Origin of the sequence: Serratia sp. BW106, from assembly GCF_002607755.1 — a bacterium.
Classification (GTDB): Bacteria; Pseudomonadota; Gammaproteobacteria; order Enterobacterales; family Enterobacteriaceae; genus Serratia; species Serratia proteamaculans.
Genome location: NZ_MCGS01000023.1, coordinates 181,693 through 200,149 on the forward strand (window position 1 = coordinate 181,693; position 18,457 = coordinate 200,149).

An 18,457-nucleotide genomic window follows, 5' to 3' on the forward strand; every position below is an offset into this window, starting at 1 on the left:
AGATGAAACGGATCGTTGTACTTTCGGGGCTGCTGCTGAGCCTGATTATCTGGATGGCCGGGGCGGAAAGCCTGCCGCCACCCGACACCCGTTGCAGCCTGTCGGCCAGTACCACGCAGTTTGACTATGGCATGCAAACCCGTTGGCAGTTACGAACTATGCCGGGGACGACGCTGTTATCCCCGGGTGACCGGGCCCTGACGGTGACGGCCGCTTGCCCGTACAGCCAGGTACTGCGCCTGAAGTTGCAGGGCGAAACGGGCCCCAATGGACAGTTGCGCTACGGCGACCGGGGTGAATTGCAGGTCCGGGTGACCGCCGCTCAGTTGGACGGACAGCCGGTTGGGCTGGCACTGAGCCGAGCGGGTCATCATGAGGCCACGGCCGTGACGTTACCGGTCACGCTGGGGCCGGACAGCGAACTGACCGCCGGTGAACCCGGCCAGCCGCGCACCGGACGCACCCTGAGCCTGCAACTCACGCTGACGCCGCTGCTGAGCGAACAGGACACCCGCGTCATTAGGCGAACACAAAACGAGAGCGGGTTGACGTTCACCCTACTGGATTGAACAAAACGACTGACCTACTAGCGGTGCAAGGCCTTACGAGCATTGAAACGCAGACTTCGCCCCTATCCAGAAAAGAGGCATTAAAACCCTGTCAGGGAGAGATGACCATGTTATTACCGAACCACACTGCGACCAACACCCGAGACCAGGAACCAACACGTTTGCCCCTCCTGCCACCCCAACTGGCCGCCCGGCTGACACCGACTGAACACATTATCATGCAGGCCCTGCTTAGCGGCCAGGAGTTGACCGCCATTGCCTGGAAACTGCACCGTGATATCCGGACCATCAGCAGTCACAAGCAACGGGCAATGGCCCGACTGGCGCTGACCAGCAATGCCATGTTGTATGCCCTGGGGGCGCTGCTCGGCCCACCGCTGCCAGCCGAGATCGCCGCCCGCCGTCAGCTACTGGCCCCCCGCGAACAACAGGTACTAAACTCCCTGCTCAAAGGCCACTGTGTGACCGACATTGCCCACCAACAGCGCCGCAGCGTGAAAACTATCAGTTATCAGAAATGCCAGTTAATGCAAAAATTGGGGTTAAAGAGTGAAGTAGGGTTATTTGCATTGGAACCCCAGCAGGCACGGGCCTTGATGGCTGACTGGTCAGGATGGTCTGAGCCCGCTATTGCGGGATAAAAAACCAAGAAAGGCAAAACCCCTGACCGACTCTGACCATTGCAGGGTGTGCCAAACATAATCAATAAAAAGCCCATTGGCGGAAAAGAGTCCGCCGAATGGGCTTTAAAGCGAGAAGAAATACCCTCAGCGGCGGTTACGCACCAGTTGGTAGCGGCGGGTCAGGTATTCCACCGGCACACTCCAGATATGCACCAGGCGGCAGAATGGGAACAGCACGAACAACGTCATGCCCAGCACCATATGCAGTTTAAAGATCGGCGCAACGCCCACCAGATGCTCAGATGCGCCAGTATGGAAGGTCACCACTGCCTGTGCCCAACCCACCAGCTTCATCATCTCGCTGCCGTCCATATGTTGGGCGGAGAACGGAATGGTCAGCAGACCGAGGCACACCTGCACCACCAGCAAGGTCAGGATCATGATATCGGCAAAGCTGCTGGTCGCCCGCACCCGTGGGTTGGTCAGACGGCGTTTCAGCAACAGCGCACCGCCGATCAAGGTCATTACACCGCAGGCCCCCCCGGCGATCATCGCCAGCTTCTGTTTCACATCAACCGGCAGGAAAGACTCGTACATCCAGTGCGGCGTCAGCATGCCGAGGAAGTGCCCGGCAAAGATGCCCAAAATGCCGATATGGAACAGGTTGGAAGCCAACCGCATGCCCTTTTTATCCAGCATCTGGCTGGATCCGGCGCGCCAGGTATATTGCCCGTAATCGTAGCGCAGCCAACTGCCGATCAGGAAAATCGCGCCCGCCAGATAGGGGTAGATATCGAAAAAGAACTGATTTAAAAATTGCATGATTAGCGTCCTTTGGTTCCGGTTAGCGCATCCGTCAGGTCCAGGTATTGCGGTGCCACCGCGCCAGCAAAGCGCCGTTGGTGCGCCGCCTGCTGCGCCGAAGCGCAGCCCTGCTCGCCCAAAAACTTAACCTGTTCCTCTTCCCATACCGCGTCCAGCGCCTGCGGCGTGTCATCGCGGGCTTCTTTTGCTACCTGGGACTCCAGCGCCTGTGCCTGAACTTCGCTACCGGACAGCGCCAGCAGCAGATCAAACAGCACCGCATACGGGCTTTCCCGCTGCTGTAGCCGTGCACCCAGCAGTGCCAGGATCGGCGCGATATCCTGCAGCCCTCCGGCGGCCTGTTCCTTGCTGCGGCTGGCGAGATACTCCAGGTACAACGGCAGGAAGTCCGGCAGTTCGCGGCTGTCGATCTCCAGCCCGGCTTCGCGGTATTGCGCCATCAAATCGACCATCGCCTGACCGCGATCGCGTGATTCACCGTGCACATGTTCAAACAGCAACAGCGAAGTGGCGCGGCCACGGTCGAACAGCTCGCAGTATTCGGCCTGCACATCCAGCAACGGGCGGGCGCAAAAACGGCGAATAAACAGGATCAGCTGCGCGCTGTGGTGCAAATCCAGTTCACTGGCCGGTTCCAGCGCTTCCACCAACGCCTGTTGGTGGTCAAACAATGCCTGCTCCGGGTAGTCCAGCAGGCGGGCAATCACTTTCAGGCTGATCATGAGGCGTCCTCCTGACGAGGCGTTTTTTTCGTCACATCAATGGCGTCAATGCGGCGGCTGTTGAACAGGTTGAATTTGCCGTCGCTGCCGTGGCAACCATCGCCGAAGCTGAAGCCGCAGCCTTTGCTTTCCGGGAAGGCCTCACGCGCCAGTTCACGGTGGCTGGACGGGATCACAAAGCGGTCTTCATAGTTGGCGATCGCCAGATAGCGGTACATCTCCTGCGCCTGTGCTTCGCTCAGCCCCACCTGTTCCAGTGCGCTGGTGTCCAGCACGCCGTCAACGGTTTCTGCCCGTTTGTAATGACGCATCGCCAGCATGCGCTTGAGCGCCAACAGCACCGGGGCGGTATCACCGGCGGTCAACAGGTTGGCCAGGTATTGCACCGGAATACGCAGGCTCTCCACGTCCGGCAGTACGCCGCTGTGCGCCAGCTCACCGGCATCGGCGGCGGATTGAATCGGTGACAGCGGCGGCACGTACCACACCATCGGCAGCGTGCGGTATTCCGGGTGCAGCGGCAGTGCCAACTTCCAGTCCATCGCCATTTTGTATACCGGCGACTGCTGGGCAGATTCGATCACCCCTTGTGGGATGCCATCCGCCAACGCCTGGGCAATCACCGCCGGGTCATGCGGGTCGAGGAAAATATCCAGTTGGCTCTGGTACAGATCTTTGTCGTTTTCGACCGCCGCCGCCTGCTCGATACGGTCGGCGTCATACAGCAGCACGCCAAGATAGCGGATACGGCCGACGCAGGTTTCCGAACACACCGTTGGCTGGCCGGATTCGATGCGCGGGTAGCAGAAGATGCATTTCTCGGACTTGCCGCTCTTCCAGTTGAAATAGATTTTCTTGTACGGGCAGCCGGTCAGGCACATGCGCCAGCCGCGGCATTTATCCTGATCGATCAGCACAATGCCGTCTTCGCCACGCTTGTAGATAGCCCCGCTCGGGCAGGTCGCGACGCAGGCCGGGTTGAGGCAGTGTTCGCACAGGCGCGGCAGGTACATCATGAAGGTGTTTTCGAACTGGCCGTACATCTCCTTTTGCATATTGTCGAAGTTTTTATCCTTCGAGCGCTTGGAGAATTCACCGCCGAGGATCTCTTCCCAGTTCGGACCATTTTCAATCTTCTTCATGCGCTGGCCGGTGATCAGCGAGCGCGGCCGGGCGATCGGCTGATGCTTGCCCTGCGGCGCGGTATGCAGGTTCTGATAGTCGTAGTCGAACGGCTCGTAGTAGTCGTCCAGCGCCGGGACGTCCGGGTTGGCGAAAATCTTCGACAGCAGGCCGACACGGCCGCCCATGCGTGGCTCCAGCTTGCCGTTGATTTTACGGATCCAACCGCCCTTCCACTTTTCCTGATCTTCCCAGGCGTGCGGATAACCGACGCCGGGCTTGCTTTCCACGTTGTTGAACCAGGCGTACTCCATGCCTTCGCGGCTGGTCCAGACGTTCTTGCAGGTCACCGAACAGGTGTGGCAACCGATACATTTGTCCAGGTTCAGCACCATGCCGACTTGTGAACGAATTTTCATTTTGCTTTCTCCTGCTGGCTGCCCTGCGAGTCGTCGTTACCTTCACCGTCTAACCAGTCGATGCGGTTCATCTTGCGCACCACCACAAACTCGTCGCGGTTGGAGCCGACAGTGCCGTAATAGTTGAAACCGTAAGCCAGTTGGGCGTAACCGCCGATCATATGGGTCGGTTTCGGGCAGACGCGGGTCACCGAGTTATGGATGCCGCCGCGCTGGCTGGTGATTTCCGAGCCGGGAATATTCACGATGCGTTCCTGCGCGTGGTACATCATGGTCATGCCGGCCGGAATACGCTGGCTAACCACCGCCCGCGCAGTGAGCGCGCCGTTGGCGTTAAAGGCTTCGATCCAGTCGTTGTCCTCAATCCCTAAGTCTTTGGCGTCGTCCTCACTCATCCAGACGATCGGCCCGCCGCGCGACAGGGTCAGCATCAGCAGGTTGTCACTGTAGGTGGAGTGAATACCCCACTTCTGGTGCGGCGTCAGGAAGTTCAGTGCCTTCTCTTTATTGCCGTTCGGCTTCTGGTTCAGCAACGGCTGCGCGGCCCGGGTGTCGATCGGTGGACGGTACACCAGCAGGCTCTCGCCAAAGGCACGCATCCACTCATGATCCTGATACAGCTGCTGGCGGCCGCTGATGGTGCGCCATGGGATCAGCTCATGGACGTTGGTATAGCAGGCGTTATACGACACATGTTCGTCTTCCAACCCTGACCAGGTTGGGCTGGAAATGATTTTGCGCGGCTGGGCCTGAATATCACGGAAGCGGATTTTTTCGTCTTCCTTGTTCAGCGCCAGATGGCGGTGATCGCGACCGGTCATCTTGCCCAGCGCGTCCCATGCCTTGACCGCAACCTGTCCGTTGGTTTCCGGTGCCAGCGCCAGGATCACCTCGGCGGCATCGATGGCGGTTTCAATCTTCGGTCGACCGGCGGCCGGGCCTTCCGTCTTGACGTAGTTGAGTTTTTTCAGGAAGTCGACTTCGGTCTGGGTGTTCCAGCTGATGCCTTTGCCGCCGTTGCCCAGCTTATCCAGCAGCGGCCCCAGCGAAGTGAAACGCTCATAGGTGGCTGGATAATCACGTTCTACCACCATGATGTGCGGCGCGGTTTTACCGGGGATCAGATCGCACTCGCCTTTTTTCCAGTCTTTGACGCCGTAAGGCTGTGCCAGCTCGGCGGCCGAATCATGCTGGATCGGCAGCGTCACCACGTCGGTCTCCTGGCCCAGATGCCCGACGCAAACTTCGGAGAAGGCTTTGGCGATGCCCTTGTAGATCTCCCAGTCGCTTTTCGAGTCCCAGGCCGGATCAACCGCCGCCGACAGCGGGTGAATAAACGGATGCATATCCGAGGTATTCATGTCGTCTTTTTCGTACCAGGTGGCGGTCGGCAGCACGATGTCGGAATAAAGACAGGTGCTGGACATGCGGAAATCAAGCGTCACCACCAGATCCAGCTTGCCTTCACCGCCGTTATCCAGCCATTCCACTTCCTCAGGTTTGGCACCGCCCTGTTGGCCCAGATCCTTGCCCTGAATGCCGTTTTCGGTACCCAGCAGGTATTTGAGCATGTACTCGTGGCCCTTGCCGGATGACCCCAGCAGGTTGGAGCGCCAGACGAACAGATTGCGCGGGAAGTTCTGCGGGTTGTCCGGCTGTTCGGCGGCGAAGTTCAGGGTGCCTTTTTTCAGCCCTTCAACGGTGAAGTCCAGCGGCGACTGACCGGCGGCTTTCGCCTGTGCCGCCAAATGCAGCGGGTTGGTACCCAACTGGGGAGCTGACGGCAGCCAGCCCATGCGTTCGGCGCGCACGTTAAGGTCGATCAGGCTGCCGCCAAAGCGGGTTTTGTCCGCCAATGGCGACAGCAGCTCTTCGGTGCCGACGGTTTCATAGCGCCACTGGCTGGAGTGGTTGTAGAAGAACGAGGTGCTGTTCATATGGCGCGGCGGACGCTGCCAGTCGAGGCCAAACGCCAGCGGCAGCCAACCGGTCTGCGGGCGCAGCTTTTCCTGGCCGACGTAGTGCGCCCAGCCACCACCGCTCTGGCCGACGCAGCCGCAGAAGATCAGCATATTGATCAGGCCGCGGTAGGTCATGTCCATGTGATACCAGTGGTTGACACCGGCACCGACGATAATCATCGAACGGCCATGGGTTTTCTCGGCATTGTCGGCAAACTCACGGGCAATGCGGATAATGTTGTGGCGCGACACGCCGGTGATCTGCTCGGCCCAGGCCGGAGTATAGGCTTTGACGTCGTCGTAATCGGTGGCGCAGTTGACGTCATCCAGACCACGTTCGAGGCCGTAGTTAGCCAGGGTCAAATCGTAAACGCTGGTCACCAGCGCTTCGCTGCCGTCTGCCAGACGCAGGCGTTTTACCGGCAGCTTGTGCAGCAGGATCTCGTCCAGCGCCACGCTGTTGAAGTGTTCGCTCTCGGCACCGCCGCTTTTGATGCCGCCAAAGTAAGGGAAGCCCACTTCGGCCACCTCGTCGTGTGCGCCCAGCAGGCTGAGTTGCAACTCGACTTCCTGCTGATCTTCACCGGCGCGCTGTTCCAGGTTCCATTTGCCCTGCTCGCCCCAACGGAAACCGATCGACCCCTGTGGGGCCACCAGTTCGCCGCTGCGTTGATCAATGGCGACGGTTTTCCACTCGGGGTTATTTTCCTGCCCCAGGCTATCGACCAGATCGGCGGCACGCAGCAGGCGTCCGGCGGCGTAATGCCCCTCTTCGCGCGGCTCCAGCAGCACCAGCATCGGCATATCGGTGTAACGACGCACGTAGTCGCGGAAGTACCCCACCTCACGATCCAGGTGGAACTCTTTGAGCATCACGTGGCCCATCGCCAACGCCATGGCGCTGTCGGTGCCCTGTTTTGGGTTCAGCCATTGGTCACAGAGTTTGGCGACTTCGGCGTAGTCCGGCGTTACCGCCACGGTTTTGGTGCCTTTGTAGCGGACTTCGGTGAAGAAGTGGGCGTCCGGGGTACGCGTCTGCGGCACGTTGGAGCCCCAGGCGATAATGTAGGAAGAGTTGTACCAGTCGGCCGATTCCGGCACGTCGGTCTGCTCGCCCCAGGTCATTGGCGAGGCCGGTGGCAAGTCGCAATACCAGTCGTAGAAGCTCAGGCAGGTGCCGCCAATCAGCGACAGATAGCGAGCCCCGGCGGCGTAGGACACCATCGACATCGCCGGGATCGGTGAGAAGCCGATGATGCGGTCGGGGCCGAAGGTTTTGGCGGTATAGACGTTAGAAGCGGCGATCAGTTCGTTCACTTCCTGCCAGCTGGAGCGGACAAAACCACCGCGTCCGCGTGCGACCTTGTAGCTTTTGGATTTTTCCGCATCGCTGACGATCGAGCCCCAGGCATCGACCGGATCGCTGTGCAGCGCTTTGGCCTCACGCCACAGTTTGATCAGGCGTTTACGCATCAGCGGGTATTTCAGGCGGTTGGCGCTGTACAGATACCAGGAGTAGCTGGCGCCGCGTGGACAGCCGCGTGGTTCATGATTGGGTAGGTCTGGGCGGGTACGCGGGTAGTCGGTTTGCTGGGTTTCCCAGGTCACCAGGCCGTTTTTCACATAAATCTTCCAGCTACAGGAGCCGGTGCAGTTCACCCCATGGGTGGATCGCACAATCTTGTCGTGCTGCCAACGGCTGCGGTAGCCGTCTTCCCAGTCGCGGTTGGTGTTCAGCGTCTGGCCATGTTCGCCAGAAAAGGGTTCCGCCAACTGCTTAAAATAGCGGAATCGGTCTAGAAACTTGCTCATCCGGAGTTCTCCTGAAGGCTTTCATTGTTATATGAAGTGACATTGCTCAATCTGCCGCCAGCCTACTGAGGCCAGAACTGTGGCAAATTGATTGCGATCAAGAGAACGGAGGGAGAAGAACGGCGGCAGCGGCGTGGCTACCCCTAAAGTATCATGGCAAGTATTGGGTTTAATGAATTGAAAATATTATAGAAATGATGAGTCAGATGTTCGAGGGGATATGCTGCGGGGTCAGTCGGGGTATTTGGGGGTAGGATACGGGCGGGTGCCCGCATCCTTGACGGCAATGTTGCTGTTATTGGTGGGAAAGACGCATTAGCCGAGATCCATCTCATGGCCGATCCACTCGCCGCTGTCGCGATTAATCACGCGCAGATACTGCTCATATTCCTGTTCGCCGTAGAACAGGTTCAGCAACGGCGTTTTATAAAATGACTGCCACATTTGCCCCAGCATGATCGGTCGGCGCGGGACATAAATGTTCTCGATCAGGTTATAGCCGGTAGCCATCAGCATGAAGCACAGGAAGAAGTAGTTAAACCTGCCGCGGATGAACGAGCTCTGATGAGCCACGTAATAAAACAGCAGAAAGACCGACGCCACGCTGGCATAGCGGCTGGCCGCCTGTAACGAGCTGGAACACAGGAAAACAAACACCACCAGCCAGGCCGCGGTATTTTTGATGTCCCCCGTCTGGTTGCGCATTGGGTGAGCCAGCATGAAAACGCCGAGAAACAGCGCCGGGAACAGCACGATCAGGAAGTTAATCATCCCGTTGGCATTGCCGGAGGTCAGGTAATCGCTGGCATACATGCCGGAGGTATAGACGTCGGAATAACTGTTGATGCCGGAAATCGTAATATGGGAAACGATAAACGGCAGCGCGAACTTGGCGGTCAGCAACGCAATGGCGCTAAACACCACCGTCAGCAGGCCGTTCAGGCGCATCACCCGGCTGCACAGAAATACCCCGACCAGCAGCATGCTGGAAAAGTGGGTCAGCATGGCAAACAGCATCAGACCGGCGGCGAGCGGCCGATTTTGCTTATGGCAAAACAGCACTATCGCCAGCGTCATCACCGCCATCGAGAAACCAAAACGCAAGCCCATGCCGATGATAAACGGGTTGATCAAAAACAGCACCGCCAGATGCAGCAACACAAACTGCCGGGCTGAAAACACCTTGCCGGAGTGCAGCATGACAATATTCAACGCGCTCAGGTAACAGTAAACCGACAGCGCGACGTACAGCCCCGGGATGACGAAGAACGGGATACCCAGCGTTTTGAAAATATAAAAGTTGGCGTACAGCACCACGTCCACCTTGCCCTGAATGACATCACCCAGGCTGGTGGCCGAGTTAATGGCATCGTAATTGGCAAAGTGGCGATAGAGATCCGCCAGCGGCGGGATCTTGATAAAGAAGAAGAAAAAACACAGCGCAATCAGCAGATAGGCCACCGTGTTTTTCTTTCCCGCCCGCAGCGTGGCAATACTGTGCAGCAAGGCGAACAGCGGTACCGTCAGCAGCAGCACGCTGCCGATCAGCGTAGAACGTTCAAAGCGCATAATCATCCTCTGGAAAGGGTTGTTCTCTTATCTGTATTGCTGAAACGTCAGAACGGCACGCCACGGAAGAACACATTGCGGATGATATTTTTCATGTATACGCCGGCCATCAGGCCACTATTGACATAAACAATGCCCTTCAACCCGTACACCACCCCGGCCAGGCGGTTCTTGCCGTCGGTAATGATGCGCGAGTTAATGCAGGTATGGCGCAGCCGCATGATGTTGCGCGCCCGGCCTGAGATCTGCGGCATCAATCGCTGCTCGAACTGCATTTTATTGCGATAGCCAATAATGCCTTTCGGGCTGGAAGTGATGCGTTCACCGTCGTGGTCGTTGTGCACCGCCAGCCGTTCATGCAGCGTGCCCACCTTCGCCCCGGCCGCCAACAGCCGGTACAGGAAGATATGGTCCTGGTAGCGTGGGGTATTGAAGAAACCACGCACCGCTATCGCCATGCTGCGTCGCAGCATAATCATCGGCGTGTAGGCCACACCGGCCAGCATAAAGTCTTCCAGCCCCTCACAACGCGCCCGGTAATAATGCTCGGCGCTGATCTGGCCGTCCTTCAGGATATCCATATCGCACAGGCTGACGTCGTAATCCCCCTGTTGCATAAACGCCAACTGGCGGGCGATTTTCTGCGGATGGTAGTAGTCGTCATCATCCAGAAAGGCAATGTACTCGCCACGTGAACGCAGGATCCCGCTGTTACGCGCCTGCGCGCCACCGCCGTTATGCCGACGCGGATAATAGATAACCTGCCCCCGTTCGATATAGCCGGCCAGGCGTTCGCGGGTCGCCAGGCGTTGTGCATCGCCCTGCGGGTTGTCATCCACCACGATAATCTCCAGCGGGCGATGGGTTTGCGCCAGCACGCTGTCGATGGCGCGTGCCAGCAGTTCACTGCGGCCATAGGTGGGTATGATGACGCTAACAGTAATACTCATATATAGATTTGCCCCAATTGACATAGGTGCGCCGCTATCCGCGCAGGTTATACAGCCGGGCCATCAGGTAGTAAGCCAGCGGGCTGCGGTAGAACAGTCGGTTCTTGCGGCTCAGCATTTTACGCTCTTCCGCCCGCAGGCCGGAGTAGCGGCGTTTCAGCTCGCGGGTTTCGCGCAGTGCATCACGCAGCCCGAAAAAGTCCAGTCCCACCAGCAAACGTGCCTTCAGCGTGGTGACGAACAGCACCGAGTAAAGCCCATGCCCCATCCCCTGGCGGCGTCCACTGTCGGCACCGTCGAGCGCATAATCCAGATCATCCAGATCGCGTCGTTTGGGTGCACGCGTGATGCCATTCGGGTTGGCGCGGTAGCCCACCAGCGGCGTGTCGCAAACCACGATACGTTGCGCTTTCAGATAGAGTTGCGGAATCAGCTGAATGTCTTCGAAATTGCGTCCCGCCGGGAAGCGTGCCTGATCGAACAGCGTTTTGCGGTAAATACGCGCCCAGGCGAACCACATGCTGCGGTTGAAGCTGTCCGCCAGCAGCGCCATATGAGCATCACGCTGCTGCGGCGCGGCATTGCCGGGCACGATAGCCATAGTGCCGTCCGACTGGATCTTGCCGTTGTTGATTGTCGAGAAGCGCTGGGCATTGAACGCCACTATGTCTGCCTGCGGGTTATCTGCCAGCAGGCGGCCTAAAATGCTGAAATACCCTGCCAGCAGCACGTCATCGGAATCGAGAAAACCGATATAGCGCCCTTCCGCATGGGCAATGCCACTGTTACGCGCTTCGCTCAGCCCCTGGTTTTTCTGCCGCAGAATACTGACCCGCCGTTTGTGTTGCGGGTAACGACACAGCACCTCTTCGGCAAATCCAATGGCACCATCCGGGCTGCCGTCATCCACGATGATCACTTCCGCCCAGTCCGGCAGCTGCTGCAGCACTGAGCACAGGCAGGCCTCAATATAAGCCTCGACCTTATACACCGGAATAATCAGGCTCAGAGTGGTATTCATGATCGGTTATCCTTGGTTTTCTTTTTGAAGTTGCACCCTGACCGCCCGGCTGCCCATCGACGGCAATTCAGCCTCGATCTGCCGCTGGCCTTGCGCCTGCCAGCCCGCCGGCAAGTCAAAGCGCGCCGACATGGGCCGGTAGTAAGGGTTGGCGATCAGCACCAGGCCCTGCTCGCCATTGATAAACAGCCTGGCCGGGATGGCGGTATTGTTGCCCTGTAACAGGGTGCTTTCGCCGGAAAGCAGGTAAGGGTTAAAGCTGACAATCTGCTGCGCCACGCTGGCCACCCCCTGCCAGATAGCCTCGAACTCCTGCTGGCTAAAACCGCCGCGTTGGCGCTTGTAGAACAAGTCGGTATAGGAATAAAACAGAATGCCTTTGGCGCCGCCAATCAGCCCCAGCCAGGCCTGATTGCGGATCTCCGCCTCCGTCGGTTGGCGTGGTTTGCGACCCGGCGCATAAGCGGCGTGATCCATAATCTGCATCACCAACCAGGCCCCTTTGACCTGCCGCGCCACCTGACTGGTGATGCGGCTGTACTCCAGAGTGCGCGTCAGGTCGGCGTCTCGGCCAACCGGGTAAGGATCGCTGGCCAGCACGTCCGAACTGTTGAAATAGGCGTTGAGCGTGCCGGTCTTGTCCAGCACCTGGAACGTCAGGTGATCCGGATCCAGGCGTTTTACCTGCAAATGCTTTTGCTCGATCTGCGGCACGTATTCCGGCCCCAGTTCGTCGTTGATATACCAGGCCAGCAGGTTCGGCTGGTGTTTGAACCTTTCCACATAGCTCGCCGTCAGTTGCGGATAGCTCATTTTGGTTTCCGGCGCGAACCGGGTACCGGCATACATGTCCTTGAGCGAGAAAATCACCTGCAAACCGTACTGCTGGGTTTTGCGGAAATAGTTATCGGGATCGCGGCCGGTACCGTAGTTGTAATTGAGCAGCGTGTTGAAACCGGCATCGCGGATGCGCGCCAGATGCTCATCCGTCGCCATTTCACCGTACATGTAAATACCCAGCGGGAAGAAGCGCTTGCCCTGTTTCAGGGTATAGCCCTGGGCATCCAGCGCCACTTTAGGCTGCGCACGACCGACACTGATCGGCATTTCGCTTCGCTGGCTGCGCTGTGAGGCGACATCCGTCACCTGCTGCTGCAGCCGATACTCCCCGGCGGCCAAATCGGCCGGCAACGGGAACTCCACCTGCTGTTTACCACTAATACGGTAACGGCGGCTGTCGTGCTTCACGGCGGTGTTTTTGTCGTCGACCAGCGTGCTGTCCACCTGCACCTGTTGCGGGTCCACCACTTCTATCAGGCTCGATGCTGCGCCGTTGGCACTGCGCATCTGGTATAACTCCGGCGCTACCGGCTGCTGACAGGCGTAGACGTCATCAAACCAGGCGCTGCCGGTGGTGCCCTGGCGCAGATAAACACCCAGCACCACCTTCACCGCCCGTGGCGGTACCCGAAAATCCCCGGTGACCGGCTGCCAGCCGCTGGTGCCCAGCAGGCCCTGCGGATAGCTACCGGCCAAAAAACGCCCCTGATCGTCATAGCTTTCGATAAATACCCCGGCGCCCTGATTATCCCCCTTGCCCTTCAGGTTCTCACCGCGCACCCAACTGCCAAAAGCCAGTTGCTGACCGGGTTTAACCGCCAGCGTCTGCAGCATATTGTGGTAGTTGGCGGGGTTGTGATTTTGATAGAACAGGCTGCTCTGGCCGCCATGACCACCGGCCACCACCTGCGCGGAAGCCAGTGACCAGCCCGCGCCGCCCTGCTCGAAACCGGGATCCTGCAGCAGGTTATTGCTGCAGGGGGCGGCATTGGCCAGCCCGGAGCCCACCAGCAGGCAGGCCGTGCTTAGCTTGCTGAGTTTCATTGGCGTTTCATCACCGCGTTGTACAGATAAGAGAAGAACAGATAGCAGGACTTCTGGTAGGAGAGCCCGAGATGGCGGCGATAAATTTGCCATTGCCAGTCGGCCGCCTGGATTTTATTGCCGGATAACGACTGCGCAGAAAGGCGGTAGAAGGCCAGCGGTTCGGGAATGCAATACGCCAGGTGGTTACGCGCTTTTTCCAGCACCGACAGCCACATCACGTAGTCCTCGTGCCCGACCTTGCTTTGGTACACCTTGCCGATCTGGCGCTGGTTGTACATGCCGGTCAGGTTGCCGATCCAGTTACTTTTCAGCATGTCCTGGTAAGCGATGATCTCCCCGGAACCCCGGTAGTTTTTCACCCGCGCCGGGTCATCTTCGAAGGTGTAATAATGCGAGCATACCACGTCATAACGGGAAGTCTTCAGGATGCCAACCTGGCGCGCCAGCTTGTTCGGGTGCCAGACATCATCGCTGTCGCAGAACGCAATATAATCACCGCGCGCCGCTTCAATCGCGATATTGCGGGTTTCGGCCACCCCCTGGTTGGTGTTGTTGCGAATGTAGGTCAGGCGATCGTGAATAAAAGGCTTCACCACCTCGGCGGTCTGATCGGTGGAAGCGTCGTCGATCACGTACAGGTGATAATCCTGATAGGTCTGGTTCAGCACCCCGAGGATCGACTGTTTGATAAAGCCCGCGGCGTTGTAAGCCGGCATGATAACTGAAACTTTTTCCATCTTAACCTCCAGCGATAAGCTGTTGCCATTGGGGATAAATACGCTCAGGGATGAACTGCTGTGCCCGTTCCAGCGAGTGCAGAGAGAAGCGCTGACGCAACTCGCCGTCCTCGATCAGCGCCAGCGTACGTCGGCTGAAGGCCTCGATATCGCCCTCCGCCACCAGATAGCCATTGCCCGCATCATCGATCAGTTCAGCGGGCCCGGTCTGACAGTCGAACGCCACCAGCGGCAGGCCAAAGCTCATGGCTTCAATCAACACCATCGGCAGCCCTTCGTAACGCGAGGTCATCAACAGCATCGCTGCCTGACGGTAGTGGCTGGCAATGTCTGCCGTTGCCGGCAGCAACCTCACCTGTTCACCCAGCCCGGCGGCGTCAATCTGCTGCTGTAACGCCGCGCGGTCCGGGCCGTCACCGACGATATGCAGTTGCCAGCCCGTCGTTTGCTGCGCCACCCGTTGCCAGGCGGCAATCAGACGATCAAAGCCTTTCTGATGACACAGCCGACCGACCGCCAGCGCCACCGGCTGTTGCAACGTCGGCTGCGGTGCTTGCACCGGGAACGGGGAAACGTTCTCGATCACCCGACATTTACGTTCCGGTACCCAGCGGCTGATGGTCGCCAGATCTTTCCTGGTCAGCAGTACCGTGCGGTCACCCAACCGATAAACCAGCACCTTCAGCCACTTCATCGGCCAGGCGTATTGATGGAAGCTGACGTGTTCACTCAGCAACAGGCGGCTGCGCGGACAGAGTAAACGCAGGTACGGCACCATCAGCGACGAGAGTTTTCCCATCGAAACGGTGACGATCACGTCATAGCGACCACGCCGCAGAAACCACGCCAGCCGCCAGGGCCACAGCAGCGTTCTGCCGGGCATAAAGCGCAGGGTCACCGCGGGATCCAGCGGGTAAAACGCCCGGTCACCGCTGATCGACACCAGATCCACCTGATGGCCCAGACGCGTGGACAGCGCATTGGCCAGGCTGCTGGCGACCCGCTCGGTACCGCCCTTTTCGGCGATGTTCTCAATCACAATCGCTACTTTTCGTTGCTGCATGTCATCTCCGAAATCCCTCACGGGCGGTGCGCAACAGACGCCCCCCCAATGGAAACAGCCCCAGTCTGGCCAGGCAGTCGCCGTACAGTTTGATCGCCCTGAACTTGCTGCTCAGGGCATGGTGTTCGGTGCGCGACGAGTAATAGTTGAAGGCCTGCAGGTTCTCGCTGTACAGCGAGGCCAGCAGGTGTTTGCAGGCAAATCCGCTGATATAGCGGCCGCTGGTATGCAGGTAGGCATCAATAAACTGTTCGCTGGCGTCGATGTTCATCCGGCAGCGATCCGTGTCGGCATCACCGCAGCGGATGAATACCCCGTGCCCTTCGTCAAAGGCCACCCTGGCCCCCAGATTGGTGGCATTGACCAAAAACCCCCAGTCCTGGTACTTGTAGAGGAATTCCGGGAATAAAAACCGTCGGTCCTCTTTTTTACGCAGGCTGATGGTGGAGGTGCGAATATCGCCCATATCGAGGAATAAAAAGTCGGCCCCTGCCGCCCCTTCCTTATAATCGAATCGGTAACTGCGAATGTTTTTGTCACTCACCGTGGCGTAATTACCAAAAATAATGTCCAGCCGGGTATCCTGATGGCGTTTCAGGCGGCGGATAATATAGTTGGTACTGAAGGAGTCTTCCGGCTCAAGAAAGAAAACCACCTCCGCACGCGCCAGCCGAAAACCAGTATTACAGGAAACCGCAGTATTAGTACGTATTTTATTTTCATGCAGGCGCGCCCGACGATTGGCGGCCAATAAGCTGCGCATATTATCCAGCTCTGGTTTATCGGAAGCATTATCAACCACGATAATTTCATAATCAAAGCCGGAGCAGGCATTGGTCATCCGGACTAGCGTGGCGGCCAAACTGGCTGAGTTATTAAAAACGGGCATGACAATCGATAAGTCCATTTATTACCTCAACAATATATTATCATTTGGCATAACAACGTTATTGCCAACGGAATAGTTTGTTATCCCAGAATTTCCTTGTCCGGTTATTACCCCCCGTCCTGACGCGGTTAAAATTCGCGCAGCCTACCGGTTATTCAACTACTCCTGGAAATAACCTCCCCACTCCTGTTCAATGGTTTCTGGCATCAACCTTTGCAGGCCGGCCCCCGGGGTGAATGTCAGCTCGCCAAAATAGATACGTTGCTGCACCTGATAAAAATCGACACGAACATAGGAAAATTGCTCCGCAACCTGATGCGACAACGCCAGCATTTGCTCCAACCGGCAGGGTTTGTCCATCGGCACTTCGCTGTTGGGCACCCCCAGACGGATCTCGGTGCGGTTCCAGTCAGCATCAAAAAAGTCGCGACGGTGATCGATAAAGCGCTGGTAATCGATCTGGATGAAAAACCGCACTTCACCACCGCGGTTAAAACAGTGGATCTTGATATCATTGGGTGTTTTGCCATCTTCCAGCAGCATTTTTTCCACCATCACACAGGGTGGAATATCCTTATAATGACGCTCGCGGTAGACCTGATAAAAATTCTGTCGCAGCCAGCTGTTGGTCAGCACTCTCAATTCATTGAAGCTGGTCTGGCTTTTATCAAACACCAGTTTGTTATAACCGCTGCCGTGATTGGCCTTAATAACAAATGCATCAGGCAGTGCCTCATACATCTCCTCAGTTAATTCATTACCCTGGGCATAAAGTTCAATCAGGTACTCTTCCCCCCACAAATTCTTGATGTACTCTCTGACCTGATATTTATCGGATAACTGAGTGTACATTGCCAGAGGATAGACTTTTCTGCGCATCAGTTTTTCGCTATACCCCACCGGCTTGGCCAGGTGCGGTACCTTGTGAAAAAACAAGGCGTATTTTAACTGATGATATAATGCGTCGGGTATATTACGGTAAAAACCCTTCACCAGATTATTTAGCATAAAGTTCTCGCACCTTCCCTATTAATTGAGGTAAACAACGGTAACAGGTGACCTGCAACCGGGTAATTTGTCCTCTCCTGAAGAAACCATTAAGTACAAAGAATGAAATAAACTCGGTGATCAGGGTGGAAATCGCAGCGCCCGCTATGCCGTAACGCGGTATCAACAGCAGATTCATCAATACGTTGGCCAGGGCGGCCAGCGGCATTTTTATCGCGATAAACCGATAACCGCCAAACAGCACAATCGCCCGATAGGACACGGTACCCATCACCGAAAACAAAGAAGTCACCGAACACAGCGCCAGAATAGTGGCGGTTTCACGGTAGCTGTCACCAAACATCAGCGCCACTATCGGCCCGGGGAACAGCGACAGCAGCAAAATGACCGGCATCGAAAGCAGCAGCACCACCAGATACAACAGCCGAATACGCCCTTCCTGTTCGACCTGGGTGCGGGCATTTGCCACCCCCGGCATCATCGAGGTAATCAGCGCGATCGGCACAAAGATCCACCCCTGACTCAGGGTGATGGCGGCGCTGTACAGCCCAACGCTGTGCTCGCCCAGATAGTTGCCGATCATGATCTGATCGATACGGGTATAGATGACAATCGACAGTCCGGAGACCGCCAACGGCAGCCCTACCTTTAGCAGGTAACGCCCGTAGCGTCGTTGATGTCGCCCGCTGATCGGCCGCAGCCCACTGCGCTCTCGGCGAAACAGCACCCAACGCACCGCGTAGGGGATCAGGCTGCTCAACACATAAGGCACGGCAAACCACTCCAGCGGCAGTCTGGCATGCACCAGCGCCAGCCGAACCACGATCGACAATAACAGCGCCAGATTGTTGATCAGCGTGTTCAACTTCGATTTCAGCAGGGCGTCGTAATAGATTTTATAAACGTCCTGCACCGAGAAATAAGCGCTGATCAGCATCAACGCCATCATGATCTGGCTGGTGCGATCCTGCGTCAGCAGCGCCCAGGCCATCAGCGGCACGGCGATCAGCGCAAACAACTGTCGGCGCAGGCGCATTGAGGCCAGCATCAGCCGGATACCGCTGTGCCGTCGCCGGGCGACGCGGTTAAACAACACCGCATCGGCCCCCAATTGCACCAGCGGGACGGCAATGGCGATCACCGACAGCAGGTAGTTAATCAGCCCGTATTGCGCCGGTCCCAGGTAACGCGCCACGTACACCGAAACGAAAATGCCTGACAGGCTCAGCGATACCCGTTCCAACATCAACCACAGGGAGTTCATCAGCATCGCTTTCATG

The 18,457-nt window shown here is 57.5% G+C and carries 15 protein-coding genes; 2 read left to right on the forward strand and 13 right to left on the reverse strand.

Translation table 11 applies throughout. The features are described 5' to 3' along the window. The first annotated feature begins 2 nt into the window (after positions 1-2). Together BEI65_RS17035 and BEI65_RS17040 are read left to right on the forward strand one after the other, a co-directional pair. A complete protein-coding gene (locus BEI65_RS17035; RefSeq protein ID WP_099064344.1) occupies positions 3-569 on the forward strand; it encodes a hypothetical protein in 567 nt (188 codons plus the stop codon). A 107-nt stretch (positions 570-676) separates the two neighbouring features. Continuing rightward, positions 677-1,210 carry a LuxR C-terminal-related transcriptional regulator gene (locus BEI65_RS17040; protein ID WP_198404468.1) on the forward strand — a complete coding sequence of 178 codons (534 nt, stop codon included), beginning with the start codon at positions 677-679 and terminating at the stop codon, positions 1,208-1,210. A gap of 126 nt (positions 1,211-1,336) precedes the next feature. On the opposite strand, the gene narI is transcribed toward BEI65_RS17040, so the two are convergent. From narI to BEI65_RS17105, 13 genes are all read right to left on the reverse strand, one after another. Beyond that, positions 1,337-2,014 carry a respiratory nitrate reductase subunit gamma gene (gene narI, locus BEI65_RS17045; protein WP_099064346.1) on the reverse strand — a complete coding sequence of 226 codons (678 nt, stop codon included), beginning with the start codon at positions 2,012-2,014 and terminating at the stop codon, positions 1,337-1,339. Positions 2,015-2,016: 2 nt separating this feature from the next. Next, on the reverse strand, positions 2,017-2,739 hold the full coding sequence (gene narJ, locus BEI65_RS17050; RefSeq protein WP_099064347.1) for a nitrate reductase molybdenum cofactor assembly chaperone: 723 nt from the start codon (positions 2,737-2,739) through the stop codon (positions 2,017-2,019). Beyond that, positions 2,736-4,280: a nitrate reductase subunit beta gene (narH, locus tag BEI65_RS17055; protein ID WP_085117243.1), complete on the reverse strand. Its 1,545-nt coding sequence runs from the start codon at positions 4,278-4,280 to the stop codon at positions 2,736-2,738. Before narH ends, narJ begins: the two co-directional genes overlap by 4 nt. After that, complete coding sequence (locus tag BEI65_RS17060) at positions 4,277-8,053, reverse strand: nitrate reductase subunit alpha (protein WP_099064348.1); 3,777 nt, start codon at positions 8,051-8,053, stop codon at positions 4,277-4,279. Before BEI65_RS17060 ends, narH begins: the two co-directional genes overlap by 4 nt. A gap of 315 nt (positions 8,054-8,368) precedes the next feature. Continuing rightward, positions 8,369-9,622: an EpsG family protein gene (locus BEI65_RS17065; RefSeq protein WP_099064349.1), complete on the reverse strand. Its 1,254-nt coding sequence runs from the start codon at positions 9,620-9,622 to the stop codon at positions 8,369-8,371. A gap of 47 nt (positions 9,623-9,669) precedes the next feature. Next, complete coding sequence (locus BEI65_RS17070) at positions 9,670-10,572, reverse strand: glycosyltransferase family 2 protein (RefSeq protein ID WP_099064350.1); 903 nt, start codon at positions 10,570-10,572, stop codon at positions 9,670-9,672. Positions 10,573-10,606: 34 nt separating this feature from the next. Beyond that, complete coding sequence (locus tag BEI65_RS17075) at positions 10,607-11,593, reverse strand: glycosyltransferase family A protein (protein ID WP_099064351.1); 987 nt, start codon at positions 11,591-11,593, stop codon at positions 10,607-10,609. A 6-nt stretch (positions 11,594-11,599) separates the two neighbouring features. Beyond that, positions 11,600-13,477: a carbohydrate-binding protein CenC gene (locus BEI65_RS17080; protein WP_099064352.1), complete on the reverse strand. Its 1,878-nt coding sequence runs from the start codon at positions 13,475-13,477 to the stop codon at positions 11,600-11,602. Then, positions 13,474-14,217: a glycosyltransferase family 2 protein gene (locus tag BEI65_RS17085; protein WP_099064353.1), complete on the reverse strand. Its 744-nt coding sequence runs from the start codon at positions 14,215-14,217 to the stop codon at positions 13,474-13,476. The genes BEI65_RS17080 and BEI65_RS17085 overlap by 4 nt, the downstream gene beginning before the upstream one ends. Position 14,218: 1 nt before the next feature. Beyond that, positions 14,219-15,280 carry a glycosyltransferase family 4 protein gene (locus BEI65_RS17090; protein ID WP_099064354.1) on the reverse strand — a complete coding sequence of 354 codons (1,062 nt, stop codon included), beginning with the start codon at positions 15,278-15,280 and terminating at the stop codon, positions 14,219-14,221. A 1-nt stretch (position 15,281) separates the two neighbouring features. After that, the gene (locus tag BEI65_RS17095) at positions 15,282-16,187 is read right to left on the reverse strand and encodes a glycosyltransferase family 2 protein (RefSeq protein ID WP_099064355.1); all 906 of its coding nucleotides are present in this window, start codon (positions 16,185-16,187) and stop codon (positions 15,282-15,284) included. 141 nt (positions 16,188-16,328) lie between these two features. Then, a complete protein-coding gene (locus BEI65_RS17100) occupies positions 16,329-17,177 on the reverse strand; it encodes an ATP-grasp fold amidoligase family protein (RefSeq protein ID WP_099064356.1) in 849 nt (282 codons plus the stop codon). Next, the gene (locus BEI65_RS17105) at positions 17,167-18,456 is read right to left on the reverse strand and encodes a flippase (protein ID WP_099064357.1); all 1,290 of its coding nucleotides are present in this window, start codon (positions 18,454-18,456) and stop codon (positions 17,167-17,169) included. The genes BEI65_RS17100 and BEI65_RS17105 overlap by 11 nt, the downstream gene beginning before the upstream one ends. Position 18,457: the final 1 nt, after the last annotated feature.